Source organism: Cohnella yongneupensis (assembly GCF_042655785.1).
GTDB classification, from domain to species: Bacteria; Bacillota; Bacilli; order Paenibacillales; family Paenibacillaceae; genus Cohnella; species Cohnella yongneupensis.
The window spans coordinates 1-19,520 of the sequence record NZ_JBHSNC010000039.1; the positions used below are offsets into that span (position 1 = coordinate 1).

A 19,520-nucleotide genomic window follows, 5' to 3' on the forward strand; every position below is an offset into this window, starting at 1 on the left:
TGAGGGAAAACCTCACGTACGGTTTGATGAGGAGGGGCTGATAATCTCAGCCCTTTACTCTAGTGCTAAGTATCTTGTTTTATTTCCCTTAGGGTACGATTGTCATGGCATGAACGCCAGTGATCGTATCCGGAGTTTGATCCTTTGTTTCTGACGAAAACCTTTGTTCCGCTCACGCTGCCTAACAGGGGGAGCGCTTGGTCGGATGATCGGTCGCTTTTGCTCGTGCGTTTCAGTTCATGCGCTACCGCCGCGCACTCCTGTCCCGCTCCCGCATATTGCGTTTCGTACAACTAGCTTCCAACCTGAGTGCCAACTCATCACAAGCCTCCCATTCGAGCACCAGCTTATCACCGGCCTCCCATTCGAGCACCAGCTTATCACCGGCCTCCCATTCGAGCACCAGCTTATCACCGGCCTCCCATTCGAGCACCCTAGTTGCATTTCGTACAACTAATCACCCGGGTTTCCGCCATTTCGGAAAACTAGTTGCATTTCGGGCACGTAGTTAGGCACAAAAGGCTCGAAACCGCTTATTTCGCGAATCTAGTTGTATGCTATGCAACTAGCGTGCCGAACCCGGGCTTCCGAGCGAATCTAGTTGTATGTGATGCAATTAGTCCAAGTAGAAGGTGGCGCCGTGGGCAAGCGTATAGTAGACAACCCTCTCGCCTGCACCGGATGACACGGGTTTGATCCACTTTTTGGCGAGCAGGTTGTTGAGGTGCTTCATCGTCGTACGATAGTTGAGATCTAAATGGCGTGAGACGTCCACGGGACGGAACGGCCGCGCCAAGCGAAGGGCAAGCCTGATAATTTCTTTCTCCGCAAGCGGCGCTAGTTTGCCGGGCATCGTGTGCGGTTGGAATTGGCTGAGGAACAACTTGAGTAAGCTGATGACTAGCTCCGGCCGTTCGGCGACGTCGTCGTACGCGAGCGAGACGAGACGGTAGCCGATGCCTTGAAGGTAAAATTCCCTATTCAACTCGTTGGAGAATCCTTGGCGGTCCATCTCGCGGATATGCGTGCCGAACCCTTTGATTTCCCACAGAATGATCGGGGAACCGGGTTGCGCGTAAGCATTATCGATAAAATAAGGCCGGCCTCTCCAATCCGAGATCTCGTATTCGGGATGCAGGAAGTCCAAGTTTCCTTTGATTGGCCACCATACGTTACCGAGAAACAATTTCTCGGCATGCAGTTTCCTCGTGAGTAGTCTCCCTTTGCGCTCGCCTGTTCTAAGACTTATGTGTTTATTCATGTACGATTCGTATGCTTGCTCGAAGTTCATCCGCGCACCTCCGTTGATTAGAAAAACAAAAAACGCCCCTCGCCTATGGCCGCCATATAGGCAAGCCATCCGGTAGGGACGTTCTTCGTCTCGTTTCACTTATCATATCTCGAAAAGCCCGCATCGTCACTTTGTTTTCAAAAGTTTAGTTGAAATATATGCCGCGATTCCGTTATAACCAACCGTTGTAATGTCAACATCGCGGTTATTAATAACTAGTTGAACCCGTTTGAAAGTTCCGTTCTTGCGATCCTTAAGCTTCTGCATAAAGATCTTATTGAACTGATCGGCCTTAGACTCGAACATCATGTTCACGAATGTGTCGTAGATCTTTTCATACCCGGCAAGGCTATATTTTGTATCAATGCTAATGCCGAAATCAATGTCGGAAGTTCCAAGTCCAACATTCATAACAACAGGTTGAAAATCATAGATGCCCCGATAATTTTCATAGGTCATCTTATCATAATCTTCCTTGGAATTGTAATAAGTCTTCATGACGCGAGCATCTTCAACGTAGCTAGAAGCAGGCGCCGTTCCATTCACTTTATCAAGCGCATCAAAAAGCTTATTGAACTCAGCATTCGGAAAAACGTAGTACTTCGTGTCTCCGTTCGGCATATCGATCGAAGTGTAGTTCTTGCCTGTCAGGTCAGGGATGTGCGGCGTGCGCTTGGAATTGTCGACGATGCGTCCGATCAGAGCCACGGCCTCGGCACGGGTGATGTATCCCTTAGGGCGGAAAGTCTTGTTCGGGTATCCGCTGACGATGCCTTTGATGTAAGCTTCGATTACTTGGTTCGTGTAGACGACGTCGGCTTTGTCCTTGATGTCGTTCCAAGCAAGATCGGCGAGCATCTCATTCTCGTGGTGCTCAGACCAAGCAAGCAGACCCATAACGAGATAAGCAGCCTTCTCTCGAGTAAGCGGAACATTGTACTTGCCACCCCAAGCTGAGTCTACACGCTTGAAGAATGACATACGCTGAGCCTGGTCAAGGTAAGGGTCAGCCCAGTAATTTGTACTCGACTTAACATTATTAGGATCGAAATAGGGAGTAGTCTCCACCAAGCTAGACTGCATAGGGTAGCTAAGCTTATCAAAATACTCAAAAGACCAAGTAACCTTACCATTCGGCTGTTTAGCGGTCAGGGAACGAATCATCATAGTAATGAACTCATCCACATTGACGCGATTATCAGGACGGAACGTACCACCGGGATACCCAGCCACATAACCCTTCTTAGCGGCCTCGATGATCGAATCCTTAGCCCAATGCTTCTCAATATCCTTAAAGCTAGGGTCAGTCTCAGCATTAGCCTTATTAAACGGCAAAGCTGTAATCATAATCATAATAATAATTGCGATCATAATCGTCGTAAGTTTCTTCATCTTGATGTTCTCCTTGGTATGATTAAAAATGATTTTTCGTTCCATTGTGGTAGACTCTCCCTTATGCAGTTATTATCTAAGGTTCACATAAGGGCTGTCCACTTTTTTCTAATTGCATTACATACAGTTACTTTTACGGTTCTTGCGCATTGGCGGGGAGCTGGATGCATTTCCTACACTTAGATTTCGGGAAAAAGGGCTAAATGGAGGGAATACATCGAATTAGATGTACGGAATGCAACTAGCACGACGCAGCAAATGGGATTCGCAGAAAATAGTTGTATGAAATACATTTGAGGCTCGACAGAGAGAGGCGATGAGATACGATAGAGGAGGAGATGAGGCTCGACAAAGGGAGGCGATGAGGCTCGACCGGTCACGTAGGGGAGGAAAGTGGTGAGGTTCACATGCCGGAACAAAAAAAGGAGGCCGGCGCCACGTCGGCCGCCAGCCTCAAGGTTTATATTTCAAAGGGGGTCATGTCTCTACTATAGTCTGCGTACATGAAGAGAACATGAAGGCAATATTACGATTTGATTGCAGATTGGCGACCATTCCATTCCCTCACGACCCCGTCGAACGATAATGCCGAACGCCGAACCGCCAGACGAGCAGACAAGGCACGATGAACGCGAATCCGGCAAGAGGAGCGAGCGAGTAGGCGAACGGAACGCCGCCAACCGTACCGACCGCACCGACCGCGCCAACCCCACCGACCACACCAACCCCACCGACCACACCAACCCCGCCGCCCCCCAAGTCCGGCCGATCGAGAATATACATGAGCGGCAAGTAGTTCACGCAACCGAACGGGATGACGAACGTGAAGAACCGCGTCACCCACTTCTGATAGATTGACAACGGATACTGCGACATCTCCCGTCCTCCGTCGGTGAACACGTTGGCGACTTCGAGACCTTGAATCGTCCAGAAGCATAGCGCCGCCATGATGATGAAGATGCCGGCGAAGATCATCGTGCCGCTCGCGATCATAAGCAACAGCACGATCACCTTCCACAGAGTCCATTCCACCGATAACCCGCTAAGCGCCCAACCGAGCACGAGTAAGCTTTGCAGCAGTCTCCCGATACGAGTGAACTCGAACTTGGAGCCCAGCACCTGCAGCACCGTGCTGCGCGGGCGAACGAGCAGTCTATCGAAATCCCCGCTCACGACGAGCGAAGAGAACGTGTCGAACCCCCGCGACAGGCATTCGCTGATCGAGAACGACATATGAATAACGGCGAAGACGAGCGCCACCTCGTAGAAAGTCCACCCCTCGAGCTGGCCGAACCGCTCGAACAGGAAGTACAACCCCGCGAACACGGTTAACGGAATGAAAAATTGCCCGAACGACATGAGCAGGAACGAAGTCCGATATTGCATCTGAGACCGGAACAGAATGCTTAAGTATTTGCCGAATAATCGCATCCGGATCAACCTCCTTGCACGACGACTCGCTGCAGCGCGCCTCGCATCGTATACATGCCGAGCGCAACAAGCGCGGCCAGCCACAGCAACTGCAGCGGAATGCCCGCCAGCGCTTCATTCGCGGAGATGTGCCCCGAGTAAACGCGAAACGGAAAGTCTGCGGACCATCGGAACGGCAACGCGTACACGATCGTTTTCAGCCAATCTGGCATCAACGGGATCGGTACCGTCAACCCGGCGAAAAACTCGCCCAGCACGCTGAACATAAGCAACGATCCAGTCGGGGACATCGTTACGAACGTCATGATGTAGATGAACATGGAGATGGCGACGAGAATGAACAAGCCGAGCGCTAGCGTAACGAAGAAGAGAATTAAGTTGATCGGATGAGGCGGAAGCGTCAATCGGTAAGGCGCGGGGAGCAACAAAGCGATGAAGATAACAGGGATGCAGCGCAGAATAGCGCTGGCTAATCGTTGCGCGAGCAGCTTGGCATACCAGAAGCCGTATATGCCGGTTGGTCGGCATAGCTCGTAAGCGATGTTGCCTGTCGTGATGAGCTGGAAAAGCTCGTTGTCCCTGAACCAGAGCATGATGAACGAGAGAAAGGCTTGCTGCAGCCAAATGTAGGCGGCGAGCTGGGAGAGGCTGATCGGCTGTTCGACCGCGCTATGCCGATAGAACGCGACGACGATCATAATGAAGACGAGTCCGAAGAACAACTGAGTGGCGATGCCGGCGAGCGCCGCCGTACGGTATTGCAGGCCGTTCGCCAACCGGAGCTTGAAGATGGAAGCGTAGGCCTTCATGTGATTTGGTACTCCTTGTACATTTGCACGATAACTTCTTCGATCGAAGTCGCGGAGGCAGGTGCTTGCTCTACCTCAGCCACGCCGCTCCGAACGCTGCCCGAATCAGGCGCGAACCGCCCTCGCAGCTCTTCGACGCCGCCGTCGTAAAGCAAACGTCCTTTGCCGATGAGCAGGATGCGCTGGGCTAACGCTTCGATATCGTTCATGTCGTGCGTCGTCAGAATGACGGTAACGCCTCGTTCCTTGTTGATGACTTTAATGAATTCGCGCACGGCCAGCTTCGATACGGCGTCGAGACCGATCGTAGGTTCGTCGAGAAACAAAATGCGAGGGCTATGCAGGAGCGATGCCGCCAGCTCGCACCGCATGCGCTGACCGAGGCTGAGCTGTCTTACCGGCGTGCCCAGCAACGCTCCCAGATCCAGCGTCTCTGTCAATAGAGCGACGTTACTGCGGTATTCCGCCTCGGGTACGTCGTAAATATCGCGCAATAGCTCGAACGAATCGATGACCGGAACGTCCCACCATAGTTGCGAACGCTGTCCGAAAACAACCCCGATATGCTTCACGTATTTCACGCGATCGAGCCAGGGCGTGTAACCCATAATGGTGCAGATGCCGCTGTCGGGGACCAGGATGCCGCTCATCACCTTGATCGTCGTCGACTTGCCGGCGCCGTTCGGCCCGATATAGCCGACGATTTCGCCTTGCGGGATCGAGAAGGTGATGTCGTTCAGGGCGGCGACTTCGGTATACTCGCGTCGGAAGAGCGACTTGAACGCGCTTCCGACTCCAGCGGTCCGCTTCGCCACCTTGAACGACTTGTTAATGCCGCTGACGGTGATCATTCCAAACCTCCTTAGGGGATCGTGTTCTTGGAACAGAAAGGAAAAAGATAATAGCATTTGTCTGTTCCCCATGTCAATGTCTAGAATTACTTTCCTCTAAATGGGAATAAAACTCCCTATAAAAGTAAAAATGCACCTATTTTTAGGCAAACATTTGTTCTATACTTCATCCATTACGCTTTTGGGAGGGACGCCCATGTATTTCCTAAAGGCCATTCAGACGAATGTGAAATTGATGCTGCAATATCGCAATAGCTTCATGATCTCGATTATCATTCACCCGTTTATTCTGATGGTCAATATCTTCTTGTACCGGAGTATTTTCGCGCACAACGGCGCAGAGCAAATCAAAGGCTACACGCTGACGGAGATGATCTGGTACACGGCGAGCACGACGTTCGTATGGATCTTCATCTGGAATTTCGCGGAGCGGAGAATTTCGGACTATATCCTTACCGGGGATCTCAGCATCCATCTGCTGAAGCCGATCAACATTTTCTGGTACGAATTGTCGGCTGCGGTCGCGCTTCGGATGACGGGGATATTGCTGGAGTTCATTCCGGACCTCATCATCTACAGCCTCATCTATCCGCCGGATTTTCTGACCGCGTTATCGCTGCTCAAGTTCGTGTCGGTGAGCATCTTATCGTTCTGCCTGTTCTTCTTGATTAACTATTTGATCGGGATGACGGCATTCGTCGTAAAAAGCAATTCAGGCTTGAACGAGCTCGTGTACATCTCCATGAACCTGCTGGGGGGCGGCCTTATTCCGCTCGATTTCTACCCGCAGTGGCTGCAAAGGATATGCGACGTGTTGCCGTTCAAGTACATTTTCTACTATCCGATTCAGTTGTTCTTGAACAAGGACAGCGTCAGCACGTTGTACGACTGGGGCATGATCGTGCTCGGACAGCTCGGCTGGATTACGGCGGGATTCCTTGCGTGCCACTTCCTCTGGAAGCTGGCGATTCGGAAGTTTTGCGCGGCGGGAGGGTGATGGAGAATGGATCACGTTAGCGGATTGCTGCGTTTATACTCGTGGAACGTGAAGCTCGGGGTGTCCCGGGCGATGGCTTACCGTTTTGACTTCTTTACGGGACTTATAACGTCGATTTTATTTTCCGGGACGGCGCCTTTCCTGCAATATATTTTTTTTACGCAGACGAGAGGGTACCCCGGTTGGGACCTCCACCAAATTATGCTGTTCCAAGGCTTGCTGCTGTTCTGGCTCGGCTTGAAGGACCTGATGTTCGGGGAAGTGAGGAACGTGGCGTTAGGCTTAGTGAGAAAAGGCGATTTCGACCGGCTGCTCGTCAAGCCGTTTCCGCCTCTTGGGGTGCTATTGTGCAGCGGATTTAATCTGAAGGGGATCGGGGCGACGCTATCGGGCTGCGCGCTTACCGGCTATGCGCTAGCGAAATTGAACCTCGTGCCGAGCGTATGGCAGATCACTCTTTTCCTGCTCATGATGGTCAGTAGCATTATCTTCTATATGGCGGTTACGACGCTCATCTGCACGCTCATCATTATGCTCGTCCAAGTCGGGCGCATCCCGGAGCTGGCGGACCGTATTCTCGGCTTCGGCGACTACCCGATCAACATCTATCCGAAGATGCTCGGCCAAGTGTTCCTGACCGTGTTCCCGTTCGCGATCTGGGCGTACATGCCGGCTCAAATATTGCTCGACCGGGTCGATTCGGGCGCTTACACGTCGATCATCGGTTGCGTTGTTGTCTTTCTTTTTAGTCTGTGGTTATGGAATCGCAGCTTGCACAAATATACGAGCGCGGGTGGTTGAGCGATGAGCGAATATATTATCGACGTACAAGGATTAACGAAGAGTTTTAAAGTGTCGAAGCGGGACGAAGGCTTCGGGGCGGCGGTCAAGTCGCTGTTCAACCGCAAGCACGAAATCGTCACCGGCGTGAACGGCATCGATCTGAAGATCGCCAAAGGTGAAATTCGCGGGCTGATCGGGCCGAACGGCGCGGGCAAGTCGACGACGATCAAGATTTTGTCGGGCATCCTGCATCCGGAAGCGGGCGAAGTCAAGGTTATGGGATACACGCCTTGGCTCGAGCGGCAAAAATTCGTGAAGCACTTGGGCGTCGTGTTCGGCCAAAAATCGCAGCTGTGGTGGGATTTGCCGGCGATCGACACGTTCGCGCTTAACCGCGACATGTACAAAGTATCGAGGCAGCGCTACTCCGAGCTGTTGGATTATTTTAAAGAAATGCTGGCCATTCAGGACGTCATTCATAAGCCCGTTAGGCAACTGTCGCTCGGGGAAAGGATGAAGTGCGAATTCGTCTGCGCGATGCTGCACGAGCCGCCGCTCGTGTTCCTCGACGAACCGACGATCGGTCTCGACATCATTTCGAAGGAAAATATCCGGAAGTTCATCAAGCAAGTGAACCAAGATTTGCAGACGACGTTCATCCTGACGACGCACGACCTGACCGATCTGGAAAATTTGTGCGAGAACGTGACGATCATCAACAAAGGGGTCGTCGTGTACAACGACACGATGGGCAACCTGAACCGGTATTTTTCGCAAAAAAAACTCATCGACATCCAGTTCCAGGACGCGATGAGCAGGGAGTCGCTAAGCGATTACACGTTGCTCGCCATCGACGATATGTCGGCGACGCTTGAAATCGACTTGAACGAGCAGGATTTGCGGCAGTTCGTGTACGAGCTGCTCGGCCGTCTGCCGGTTCAGGACATTAACATTCGGAACATTCCGATCGAAGAAGTTATTAAAGAAATTTACACGGCTTAGGTTGGAAACGGTGGCTTTTGCGGCTTAGTTGATGTACGGCAAGACGAGGCGCTTGATGCGTTCGAGTCCTTCCCACATGTCGCCTGGCCCGTCGTAAATAAGCACATATGCACCTTCATAGCGGGCGGCCTTAACGGCTTCCAGGCAACGGACGAACTCGGGTTCGTCCGGCAAGCCTGCGTCGTCGTAGGCCGCTTTGGCATGCACGGATACGCTGCGCGGCGCGATGGCGGCCAGCTCGGCGTATTTGGCGTCGCCATGGAAGTTGCCGAAGTCCGTGATCATGCCGACGGCTTCACCGGCTTGCGCGAGTAGCTTGAGGCAGCTGGAGGCAGTGGAGGTGAGAGACTTGAAGTTCTCGGTGATGACGCGCACTTGCCGGGATGCGGAGTATTCGGCCAGCTCGGCGAGCGCGGCGGCGGATCGGGAGATGGCCGCTTCGTCCGTAGGCGGCGCTTCGCCCGCGACGACGCGGATTTGCCGAGCGCCGCATTGTGACGCGACGTCGATCCAGCGGCGCACGAAGCCAAGATCCGCGGCGCGGCGTCGTTCGTCGGCGGACGTCAGATCGCCGTAATCGAGCAACAGCGTATCGAAGCGGACGCCGGCGGCGGAAAATGCCGCGCGAAGCTCGGACAAATAAGCGGCATCCGTCCGCGGGAAGTGAAAGTGGCATACCTCGATCGCCGCGTAACCGCGCCGTGCGGCTTCCGGGGGCAGTTCGAGCAGGCTATGCGCCTGAGGTTGTTCATCGATATGCGTCTCGTGCGCGCCGGTATCGGCATTCCACGCCGTCCAGCGGAGAGGACCGAGCAGACGGTGCAAGCTCCAAGTGCTGACGGACAGGTATGAGGCGGTTGCCATAATCGATTGCCTTCCTTCGTATCGGGAGTGAAGTAATAACCCGAGATTATCACAGTTATCCAACTGAACGTTAGGGGCTCGATTGGCATAATGATGCGCTATATTGTCCGATTGCCCCAGGACTACTGCTGCATCCGGCGAATGAACGACAGAACGATGTCCGTCGGATGATCGCCGAAGCTAGCGCCGAACAAATTCAAGCCGCGCCTATTGGCGGCATTCTCGCGCACTTCGAAGCGAACGACGATCGGCTTGTTGTAGGCGAGAGATAATGCCGAGAGCATGGTGTCCGAAGCGGGTGCTCCGTTCACGCTGCTGCCTTCGGCGGTTACGGACCACTGCGTCAGCTGTCCGTATTCCGTGCCGCTCTTCCAGCGTTCGGGAGTGAGCTTCCCTTTGCGGTCGCCGAAGTCCCCCGGGCTCGTCCACGTGCCTACAGGCAGTCCGTTAATCGTAACCGTAACGTCCGAAGGCCATTCGGTGCGAAAGCTAGGCGCTTCGGAGCAAATCTCGGCCGTCAGGCGAAGCTCGTCCAGTTCGACGCCCGGCGGCAACGGATTCGGAAACAGATATTCGACGAAACCGGCATCGGAAAACCAGAGCAGGGAGGCATCGACTCGTTCCGGCATATAGAAGGCGCGCGGGTCGTCCGATGAACCGATAATCGCGCCGTCTCGATTAGCGAGACCGCACGTGGGTTGCACGGAACATTGCGAATACATGCCGATCGGCATTTGGATTTCCTCGGTTCGGTTCAGCCCGTCGCCTGGTTTGGCGGGCAACTCGAGCAGAATGGAACGCGTCGTGACGGAACAGATTTTTTCCCGGTTCGCCCCTTGGCTGGAGACGACGATATCGGCTTGCTCAAGCATTTGCACGTTGATAGAGATGGTCGGCTGCGCGACACCGAGCGCTTCCGCGAGCTGGCTAACGCTCATCGGACGATCGCCCAGCGCCTCGAGAATGCGTACGCGCACGTCGCCGGACAATGCTTTCGCCACGTCGACGATGCGGCTTGCGGGATATCGAATGACCTCTTGCTTAACCTCGCTCATAAAGTCCACTCTTTTCCAATGCGTCTATATTATTAGTGTATAACGAAACAGTTATATTGTAAAATCATAATGTACATTGCTAAATCGTTATGTTAGTGCTAAGATGAGGGAAATCATACCATTTTAATGGAAAGGTCGTGTTCCTTCATGGTCCAGCAAGCAACGATTCGCTCCTATACGGATATTCCTCGTCCCGAGTATCCACGTCCCGACTGGCAACGCGCCGATTGGCTCAATTTGAACGGCAGCTGGGCGTTCGCGTTCGATACGCGCCAAGAAGGCTTAGAACAAGAGTGGCAATGCCAGGAAGCAAGCGAAGTTTACGCTAAGAGCATTGTGGTGCCGTTCTCATGGGCGAATCCGCTGTCCGGCATCGGATCGAACGAGAAGGGGATCGGTTGGTATCGCCGCGAAGTATCGTGGAGGCCGTCGGAAGCGGGATCGCGAGTCGCGTTGCGATTCGGGGCGGTCGATTACCGTTGCGACGTATGGGTCAATGAGGTCTATGCAGGCAAGCACGAGGGCGGCTATAGTGCGTTCGAATTCGACGTGACGGACGTGTGGCGGCTAGACGCGCCTAACTTAATCGTCGTGCGGGCGGAAGATTACGATTTGAACCATCAGGCGAGGGGCAAGCAAGGGTACGGCGAAATCCGGGGGATTTGGCAGCCCGTGTGGTTGGAAGCGAGACCGCAGTCGTATGTGAGGGAAGCGAGGTTCATGACGGCGATCGACGGAAGGGTTGAAGTTAGCGCGACGATCGTTGCCGGAACAATGGGGGCCGCGAAGCTTAGCCTACGGTTCGGCCATGGCGACGAAGCCAGACATGAGCTCGATCTGATGCTGGAGGCCGGAGACAATACGATTAAGACGTCCTTCATCGTCGCCGAGCCAAGGCTTTGGAGTCCGGAATCACCGGCGTTATACGAAGGGGAAGTACGGCTCTCGGGCGACTTCGGCACGGATACGGTGCGCACTTACTTTGGCATTCGCGAGGTCGGTACGGCGAAGTTCGGCGAACGAAACTATCGTTGGCTGACGTTGAACGGCAAGCCGGTCTACTTGAACGGGACGCTCGACCAATCGTATAACGCCGAAGGTTATTTCACGTACCCATCGGACGAAGCGATGCAGGACGAGATTTATCTCATGAAGAGACTGGGATTGAACTTCGTCCGCATTCATATTAAGCCGGAGGAGCCGCGCAAGCTGTATTGGGCGGATAAACTCGGCATCATGGTCATGGAGGATATGCCTTGCTTCTGGGGCAATCCGGACGAAGCGGCGCGAACGGCTTACGAAAGCGAAGCGCACGAGATCATCGCGCGCGATTACAATCATCCTTCGATCATCTCATGGGTCATGTTCAACGAGACGTGGGGATTGAAGACGGAGAGCGAGCCATCGGGAACCCCGGGAGACAAGGTGAGCGCGAAGCTGTATTTGCCGGATACGCAGGAGTGGGTAAGGGAGCGTTACCGCTGGGCCAAGGAACTCGATCCGACGAGGATTATCGAGGATAATTCGCCTTGTAACATGGACCATGTGGAGACGGACATTAACACTTGGCATTTTTACATTAACGGTTACGAGCAAGTGCGCAATCATCTGATCGAAGTGACGGACAAGACGTACCCGGGCTCGACCTTTAACTATATTAACGGCAACAAGCAGTCGGACGCGCCTCTCATGAACAGCGAGTGTGGCAACGTGTGGGGATTCGAAGGAGGAGCGGGGGATAGCGATATTTCCTGGCATTATCGGTACATGCTGAACGAATTCCGTCGCCATGACCAAATGTGCGGCTTCATCTTCACGGAATTTCGCGACGTGACGAACGAATTCAACGGCTATTACAGATTGGATGGTTCGGATAAGCAATTCGGGTATGACGCGTTCGTGCCTGGAATGTCCGTGCGCGATTTGCATACGCCGGATTTCGTCGTTATCGATGCGCCGCCTTGCCGGACGGTGGAAGCGGGCGAAGGGGTAACGGTGGAATTGCTGCGGTCGAGCTATTCCGATCGGTATCACGGGCGGACGCTGCGAGTAGAATGGGAGCTGTGGCACGACGACCTAGGTATGCGAAAAGTCGCTGCCGAAGGTACGTTCGACGTCTCCTGGGAAGGATATGGCGTGGCGCCGATCGCGCCGATCTCCGTTCGGATGCCAGGACAAGATGCTGTCGCCATCCTCGCGGTTCGATTGGTGGACGACGAAGGGGATGTCGTCACGCGCAATTTCACGACATTCGACGTGCGCGGCGGCGATGCGCCAGGCGGAACGCTATCCATTCCCGTGAGCGAACATGAGAAGCAATCTTTCGCTTATTCGTGGACATCCTTACAGGGGCATAAGATTAACGGGGCCAAAGGCGGAAGCTTCGCGTACGAGATCGCGCTGCCGGAACAAAATGAGCACGAACTCGTCTCCGAGATCGAGATCGTATTCGAAGTAAGCGCCAAACGGTTACTCGCGAGGAATACAGGGGATGCGGGCGGATTCCGAACGGATATCGACTTCATGCACGGCGACTTGGATCAGACGGAGCTGAACCCGAATACGTACTATATGACCGATGACGAGCGACATGAATCGCAAGTGGAAGTTCTCGTCGACGGAGTGCGCATCGCGACGTTCCCGTTGCCGGACGATCCGGCGGATAGCCGCGGCGTATTGTCGTGGCACTATCAACAAGTACCGAACAAGCTGGACGATGCGGGATCTTACGGTTACCTGTGCAAAGCGATCATTCCAAGCCGGTTTACCGCCGCTCTGAATAGAAAGCGCAGCTTCAAGCTGGAGCTTCGCGCATCCGAAGGAGGGCTTGCGCTATACGGTCGCAACGCCGGGGCGTACCCTATTGATCTGCTAATTAGATACCGTTGATCGCGAAAGAAGATTGAATGAGAATTTTCTAACGATATTCTAAGAAAACGCTTCAACGCCTTGTGCGGCGGAGTTTGGCTTTCACCTTGGAAAATTATAGGTGGAATGGGCTGTGGTATAGTAAATCCAGAAGAAAACGGACACTATACCACCAGTTCATTCGGGAGGCTTAACTTACATGATGAGGAAATTCGCAGCTAGAGCATTGTTAACCGGACTGATCGCCATTGCAGGATTTACGTCGCTCGCCATCGGCACGACTCAGCAAGCAAGCGCCGCGACAGAAAAATCCCTATCGCTCGTTTCCATCGGCAAAACCTACATAGGCACGCCTTATCTATATGGTTCGGATCCAGACACTACCGATACCTTCGATTGCTCGTCGTACGTACAGCACGTTTTCGGCGAGATGGGCATTTGGTTGCCGCGCACGTCGTCGTCCCAAGCCTACATGGGCGAGAAGGTCGATAAAGCTTACCTGAGCGTGGGAGATCTTCTTTTCTTCCGCACCGGCGGTTCAGGCATTAGCCACGTAGGAATTTACGCGGGCAACGGATATATGCTGAACGCAACGAACAAAGGCGTGGCGCTGTCCGACTTAAGCTCGAGCTATTGGAAAAATGCTTATGTTACGGCGCGCAGAGTGCTGTAAGAAGTAACTTGCTACTTTATTAAGAACCGAGAACTGACGGGAGCCTGGCTTCCTAGGCTCTCGGTTTTTTTGCTTTGCTGATCATATAAACGGACAGATACGCGGTAATGTTACAGCGATGCGCTTGGGAATATATTGAAAGCATGAAAAAACCGCCTGTCCCCGTGTTAGCTAGGGTCCAGACGGTCTTTGAATTGTCGGGGAGTACAGTCGTTAATGCGACGGAACATATCGTAAAAGTGCCCGAGATTGGTCATGCCGACGGATTCGGCGATTTCCGCGATGCTGGCGTTGCCCGTAAGGATTTGCTGCTCGGCTTTTTTAATTCTCTTATACGTGACGTAGTCGGTGAACGGCATTCCGACGGCTGCTTTGAATTGCTTGATGAAGTAGGTGTAGCTCATATTCATCGTTCGGCTGAGCGTCTCGACCGTCAGCTTGTCGCTTAGATGCTTATCGACATAGTCGAGCGCCGGTTGCATGCGGTCGATCAGACCGTTATCGCTGTAATGCAGCTTGAACTGCGTATCGTTGCGCAGCAGCAAGAGCAGAATGTTCTTGATGCGGGAAGAGACGGCGAGCTCGTATCCGATCTGCTTGTCGTTCATTTCCTGGTGAATATCCTGGATTAACGCAGCCGTTGCCTCGCGTACTTCCGAGTTCGTCTTGTATATATAGTTCAAGGCGCTAAGCGGCCGGATCACTTCGGAGAAGTGGCGCATGCTGCCGAGCGTGCTTTGGTCCCAATATTGATGCAGGTCGATTTGGAAGACGAGATAGCTGAGCTCGGCGTCCGTCTGCAGCGAGGTGTGCGGTTCGTTGGCGCCGAATAATCCGATATCCCCGTCCCTCAGGACGAGCCGTTCGTCCGGACAGAACGCCGTAAGCTCTCCCTTTAGCACGAGCAGAAACTCGACTTCTTTATGGTAATGCCATTTTACGAAGCGCTTGTGCATCCAGTCCAATTCCAGCTGGCGCTTCGTCTCTTCCGTTACGCGATGGCGCCATTCTCCGTCGATCTGCCAGATCCGAATGGCAAGGAAGGGATTCTGATAGATGACGTGCTCGTTGCGCAATTCCGGATACATCTAGTCAGCTCCTTGGCTGAATTGTTTTCGCTTTATAACAGAATAGCGTATTGAAATATCAAAATCAATACGTATATAATGTATTTCGATGACACAATAGCGTAATAAAATGACTCATCGAACCATTGTTGCGCGCGAACGATTTTGACTATACTAAGTTAGGTTAAAGATTTGGACGATAAGGGAGCTGTCACAGGTGAGCAATCGCAAAATCAAAGTCACGATATGGAACGAATTCCGGCATGAGAAGAAAAACGAGAAAGTCGCGAGCATATACCCTGCCGGCATGCATGCGGCGATTGCCGAAGGCCTCGGCACCGATAATTTCGAAATTAAGTTTGCATTGCTGGACGATCCCGAGCACGGCTTGACGGAAGCGGTGTTGGCCGATACCGACGTTTTGACTTGGTGGGGACACCTCGCGCATGACGAAGTGAGCGACGAGATCGTGAACCGCGTATACGATCGCGTGCTGAAAGGAATGGGGCTAATCGTGCTGCATTCCGGCCATTTCTCGAAAATTTTCAAGAAGCTCATGGGTACGTCATGCGATTTGAAATGGCGCGAAGCCGACGAGAAGGAACGGATTTGGGTCGTGAAGCCGGGCCATCCGATCGCCGCGGGCATCGGAGAATATATCGAGCTGCCGGAAGAGGAAATGTACGGCGAGCACTTCGACATTCCGGAGCCGGACGAGCTGGTCATGGTGAGCTGGTTCGAAGGCGGAGAAGTGTTCCGCAGCGGTTGCTGCTATACGCGCGGCGCGGGACGGATTTTCTACTTCAGACCGGGTCACGAGACGTTCCCGACGTATTACAACGAAGGCGTACGCCGCGTCATCACTAATGCGGTTAACTGGGCTGCTCCGGTCGCGGAGTCCACGTATCCGAAATACGGACACGCGGTTCCGTCGCTCGAGCCGATCAAAGGTAAGAAGTAATACCGTATTTAACCAAATAAGCGTGCGAGCTGGAAACAGCTTGCGCGCTTATTTTGTCTTGCGGGACAAATGTCTTGTTTCTTAGCCGAAAATAAAAAAAGTTGTCGAAATCTAGTACCTTTTTCCTGTAACATGATAGAAAAGTGGGCTGATCTTCATATATTGGTCCGGTCGACCAGGCGGTCGGCTTGAATCGATTGCTTCGTTGGCTAACTAGGAGGAACGGGACTCATGCGCAAAGGACTTGTTTATTTATTGGCTATTTTATTGGTGGTAGTACCGTTGCTGGGTTCGCTATCGAAGGAAGCGTACGCGGCGACTTCGCGGGTAGCCGTCATCAAGGAGCTTAAGGGCACGGTGAAAGTGAAGAAGTCGGGCGGATCCAAGGAGTTCACAGCATTCGCCAAGATGAGCTTGAACGAAGGGGACGTGCTTGCGATTGGCACAGGCGGATCGGCCGTGCTGCAGTTCGCGAACGGCACCTCCGAGGACGATCGGATGACCGTCTCGTCGGATACTACGCTGACGTTCTCGAAGCTGTCCAGCAAAAAAGGAACGACAACGAAGGTTAGCATGTGGAAGGGCTCGGCTTGGGTAGACGTCAAGTCGATCACCAGTGCCGACGATAAATTCACGCTGGAGACGCCGACGGCTGTCATGGGCGTGCGCGGAACGCACTTGCTCGTTTCCGTTAATCCGGATACGGGCGCGACGAGATTAATGGTAGCGGCGGGTGTCGTCACGACGACGGCGACGGGAGAGAACGGCAACGCGCACTATGTTTACCCGACGCAGAACGCTCTCATTACGGGCGCGGGGGCAGGAGCGGGCGAAGAATCCGATATTACGATTGCTTCGACCGATTTGGAGACGCTCATAAAACAGAGCGATGCGGACATTATCCAAGCGATTCTATTGGCCTCTGCCGATATTACGGCGGAGAACGAGCAATATGTCGCGCGTTACGAGAATAGCGGCGCGCCGGAGGAAATCGGCGGCACGGAAGCGGATCTCGCGCGATTCAAATCAAATACGGAGAATTTGTTAGGCGCGATTGCCCATCAAGCGTTGGAGAGCGGATTGATCGACGAACAACGGTTGAAACAGATCGTTGATGCAGTAAAAGCGCAATCCGGCTTTGAAGTCGATCTTAGCAAAAACGCGATTCAACTGACCGACGCTGAACGTAAGCAACAGGAACTGCAGCGCCAGAAAGAAGCAGAAGCCAAGAAACAAGCGGACGAACGCGCAGCCAAAGAAGAAGACGCGCGCAAGAAAGATGCGGACATGCTTCGCTTGCTAGAAGATGCGAAGAAAGCGAAGCGGCAAGCGGCTCTTGAGGCCGAGGCGTTGAAGAAGAAGCAAGCGAAGGAAGAATATGAGCGTCAGTTAAGCGAATCCGAGAAAGCGCGTTATGATGCGGAGAGACAACAGCGCGAGAAGGAAGCGGCAGCGGCATTGAACGGTGCGTCGCCGACGCCAAGCTCATCCCTCTCAAGCAATGCGAACTTGAGCAATCTGGCGGTTACTAACGGGACGTTGCCGTTCGTAAGCGGGAAAACGGATTTTACGATGGAAGTCGGGAACTATGTAAATAGCCTATCCGTAACGCCTACGGTAGCGGATAGCTCGGCGACGGTGAAAGTGAACGAAACCGCAGTAGCCAGCGGCAGTGCCAGCGGCGCGATTAACTTGACGGCAGGAACAAGTACGGATATCACCGTGGAAGTGCGGGCTGCGGACGGAACGACGAAGAGATACACGCTGACCGTATATAGAGCAGGCTTTAACGTAACGTTATACTCTCTATCGGTAGATAGCCAGTGGGTTTCCGGGTTCACTTCGGGTACAAGTCCGAGTTCGAATGGCTACACGGTCGTTGTTGCTCAGGAAGCGCAGTCCATAACGATTAACGCGTTCGCCAGCGATTTCATGAATGCAACCGTAACGGGAACAGGCGTTAAGACGTTGGCAGCGGGATCCAATTCGTTCGACGTGACGGTAACGGCGACGGATGGCACTCGAAATGTTTACACGCTAAAAATCGTTAGAGCGATGCTGAGCGGAATTGCTTTGGAGCGCTTAAGCCCGGACGGATTTTGGGTTTCTATGGGCACCAGTATAATCGCTCAGGATCATTACAACTTAGCATCGATGATGTGGCCTCTTCCGAATGAGTATTCTAAAATGCGGTTTACTCCATTAACTGTACCCGGTGCTACGATAGTGAGCATCAACAATGTACCGTATGAAGGTGGCTATATCGAGGCTTCGCTTGAAGTAGGCGCCAACAACTACAACATCAAAGCCCTCGCTGCCGATGGCGTTACGGAATTGACGTACACGTTAAATCTTGATCTTGAGTCGTTCCAGGTGATACCACGGGATGTTACGGGTTGGACGACGATAACGGAAATCGATCCTTTAACGCCTTTACAGTGGAACTATGTTGATGTAAATACATTCTCCACACAAGTTTCGGGGGCCGTTAACTCCTTCACGACTACTTTACAATTCAAAACGGACAGAGGAGTCACTTCGGCTACGCTGTTTCGCAAAGTCGGCAATGAAGAAGAAGCACAACCGATCGCAACGTGGAGTGCAAGCGGAACCTCGCAAACGATTACTGGATTGAACCCTGGCCTAAATCAATATGCGCTCAGGTTCTATACCGGCAGTTTTGTCTCGGATTACTATACTTTAAACGTGGTAAAGGGTAACGAGGACCCGAACTGGACGGCATTAGGTGAAGTTCAATTGGTGGACGACGATAAATTTGCTTATTTGGGCTCGCCAAGCAGATCCGGCGATTTGAGCTACTTTGCGAAAGTAGATGCCGACGTTTCGAGACTTCAAATTAATATATCTGGAATGAATTACAAAGAGTTATACTTTAACGGGTCATCGGTACCGCTTAAGCCTGTTTACGATGGCGGGTCATCCTATGTCGTTAATCTTGAACCAGGCTACAATCCATTCGACGTCGTCGTCAGAGATGTAAGCGGGCAGTTCCAGAAGATGTACAAGCTAACGATATTGCGCAGCGATGCAGTGCCTAACGAATTGAAACTATACAGTGCGCCTTATCTGTATGAAGACGATCCGCAAGTTGGCGTTTTCGTAACCGAAGGAATTCCGAATGTGTATGTGGGTACGGTTGCTCGAGGCAAGGACCATATTCATCTAGCGGTTTCGAATACGCAGGAGTCAACTATTGCCGTCTATTATGAGGATAACCTGGGGGCGTTTAAGAGTGCCATGGTCGAGGGCGGCGATTACCGCATTCCGATCGACCATGACATAACCAAAGTTACGATCGTGCTTTTCAACGCCGAAGGGGAGAACATTTACCCGATCTACCTTTCCTATCCGCCGCAGTAAAAACAACAGTACAACGTCGCAGTCTCCACGTTGGTCAAGACCCCATTTAGTGGACAGATAAAAAAGCCTAGGCTACAAGCTGGCGTCGGTATTCA

15 protein-coding genes are annotated in these 19,520 nt (G+C 52.8%); 7 read left to right on the top strand and 8 right to left on the bottom strand.

Annotated elements, in window-relative coordinates; genetic code table 11:
- Positions 1-616: 616 nt before the first annotated feature.
- The 5 genes from ACFPQ4_RS12775 to ACFPQ4_RS12795 form a co-directional block, all read right to left on the bottom strand.
- Positions 617-1,291 carry a hypothetical protein gene (locus ACFPQ4_RS12775; RefSeq protein WP_378112250.1) on the bottom strand — a complete coding sequence of 225 codons (675 nt, stop codon included), beginning with the start codon at positions 1,289-1,291 and terminating at the stop codon, positions 617-619.
- Between the two features lie 126 nt (positions 1,292-1,417).
- Positions 1,418-2,728, bottom strand: a complete 1,311-nt coding sequence (locus ACFPQ4_RS12780; protein WP_378112251.1) for an S-layer homology domain-containing protein — start codon at positions 2,726-2,728, stop codon at positions 1,418-1,420.
- 519 nt (positions 2,729-3,247) lie between these two features.
- Positions 3,248-4,114 (bottom strand): ABC transporter permease, encoded by an 867-nt coding sequence (locus ACFPQ4_RS12785; RefSeq protein ID WP_378112252.1) that lies wholly within the window; start codon positions 4,112-4,114, stop codon positions 3,248-3,250.
- Between the two features lie 5 nt (positions 4,115-4,119).
- Positions 4,120-4,923, bottom strand: coding sequence for an ABC transporter permease (locus tag ACFPQ4_RS12790; protein WP_378112253.1), 804 nt, complete (start codon positions 4,921-4,923; stop codon positions 4,120-4,122).
- Positions 4,920-5,774, bottom strand: a complete 855-nt coding sequence (locus tag ACFPQ4_RS12795; RefSeq protein ID WP_378112254.1) for an ABC transporter ATP-binding protein — start codon at positions 5,772-5,774, stop codon at positions 4,920-4,922. Before ACFPQ4_RS12795 ends, ACFPQ4_RS12790 begins: the two co-directional genes overlap by 4 nt.
- Before the next feature lie 196 nt (positions 5,775-5,970).
- Between ACFPQ4_RS12795 and ACFPQ4_RS12800 the strand changes: the two genes are divergently transcribed.
- Genes ACFPQ4_RS12800 through ACFPQ4_RS12810 form a run of 3 tightly spaced genes read left to right on the top strand, consistent with a single transcriptional unit; the run spans position 5,971 to position 8,556 of the window.
- The gene (locus ACFPQ4_RS12800; RefSeq protein WP_378112255.1) at positions 5,971-6,771 is read left to right on the top strand and encodes an ABC transporter permease; all 801 of its coding nucleotides are present in this window, start codon (positions 5,971-5,973) and stop codon (positions 6,769-6,771) included.
- A gap of 6 nt (positions 6,772-6,777) precedes the next feature.
- The gene (locus tag ACFPQ4_RS12805; RefSeq protein ID WP_378112256.1) at positions 6,778-7,572 is read left to right on the top strand and encodes an ABC transporter permease; all 795 of its coding nucleotides are present in this window, start codon (positions 6,778-6,780) and stop codon (positions 7,570-7,572) included.
- Between the two features lie 3 nt (positions 7,573-7,575).
- Positions 7,576-8,556, top strand: a complete 981-nt coding sequence (locus ACFPQ4_RS12810) for an ABC transporter ATP-binding protein (RefSeq protein ID WP_378112257.1) — start codon at positions 7,576-7,578, stop codon at positions 8,554-8,556.
- Between the two features lie 24 nt (positions 8,557-8,580).
- Here the strand turns inward: ACFPQ4_RS12810 and ACFPQ4_RS12815 are convergent, their stop codons facing one another.
- Together ACFPQ4_RS12815 and ACFPQ4_RS12820 are read right to left on the bottom strand one after the other, a co-directional pair.
- Positions 8,581-9,420 (bottom strand): sugar phosphate isomerase/epimerase family protein, encoded by an 840-nt coding sequence (locus ACFPQ4_RS12815; RefSeq protein WP_378112258.1) that lies wholly within the window; start codon positions 9,418-9,420, stop codon positions 8,581-8,583.
- A 122-nt stretch (positions 9,421-9,542) separates the two neighbouring features.
- The gene (locus tag ACFPQ4_RS12820) at positions 9,543-10,475 is read right to left on the bottom strand and encodes an ArsR/SmtB family transcription factor (RefSeq protein ID WP_378112259.1); all 933 of its coding nucleotides are present in this window, start codon (positions 10,473-10,475) and stop codon (positions 9,543-9,545) included.
- A 147-nt stretch (positions 10,476-10,622) separates the two neighbouring features.
- Here ACFPQ4_RS12820 and ACFPQ4_RS12825 point away from each other — a divergent pair, with 147 nt between their 5' ends.
- Entirely contained in the window at positions 10,623-13,364 is a 2,742-nt protein-coding gene (locus ACFPQ4_RS12825) for a glycoside hydrolase family 2 protein (RefSeq protein WP_378112260.1), read from the top strand.
- A gap of 178 nt (positions 13,365-13,542) precedes the next feature.
- Complete coding sequence (locus ACFPQ4_RS12830) at positions 13,543-14,016, top strand: C40 family peptidase (protein WP_378112261.1); 474 nt, start codon at positions 13,543-13,545, stop codon at positions 14,014-14,016.
- Positions 14,017-14,183: 167 nt separating this feature from the next.
- Here the strand turns inward: ACFPQ4_RS12830 and ACFPQ4_RS12835 are convergent, their stop codons facing one another.
- Positions 14,184-15,104 carry an AraC family transcriptional regulator gene (locus ACFPQ4_RS12835; RefSeq protein ID WP_378112262.1) on the bottom strand — a complete coding sequence of 307 codons (921 nt, stop codon included), beginning with the start codon at positions 15,102-15,104 and terminating at the stop codon, positions 14,184-14,186.
- Positions 15,105-15,300: 196 nt separating this feature from the next.
- Between ACFPQ4_RS12835 and ACFPQ4_RS12840 the strand changes: the two genes are divergently transcribed.
- A complete protein-coding gene (locus ACFPQ4_RS12840; protein WP_378112263.1) occupies positions 15,301-16,044 on the top strand; it encodes a ThuA domain-containing protein in 744 nt (247 codons plus the stop codon).
- Positions 16,045-16,275: 231 nt separating this feature from the next.
- A complete protein-coding gene (locus ACFPQ4_RS12845; protein ID WP_378112264.1) occupies positions 16,276-19,425 on the top strand; it encodes a cadherin-like beta sandwich domain-containing protein in 3,150 nt (1,049 codons plus the stop codon).
- The last annotated feature ends 95 nt before the right edge of the window (positions 19,426-19,520 follow it).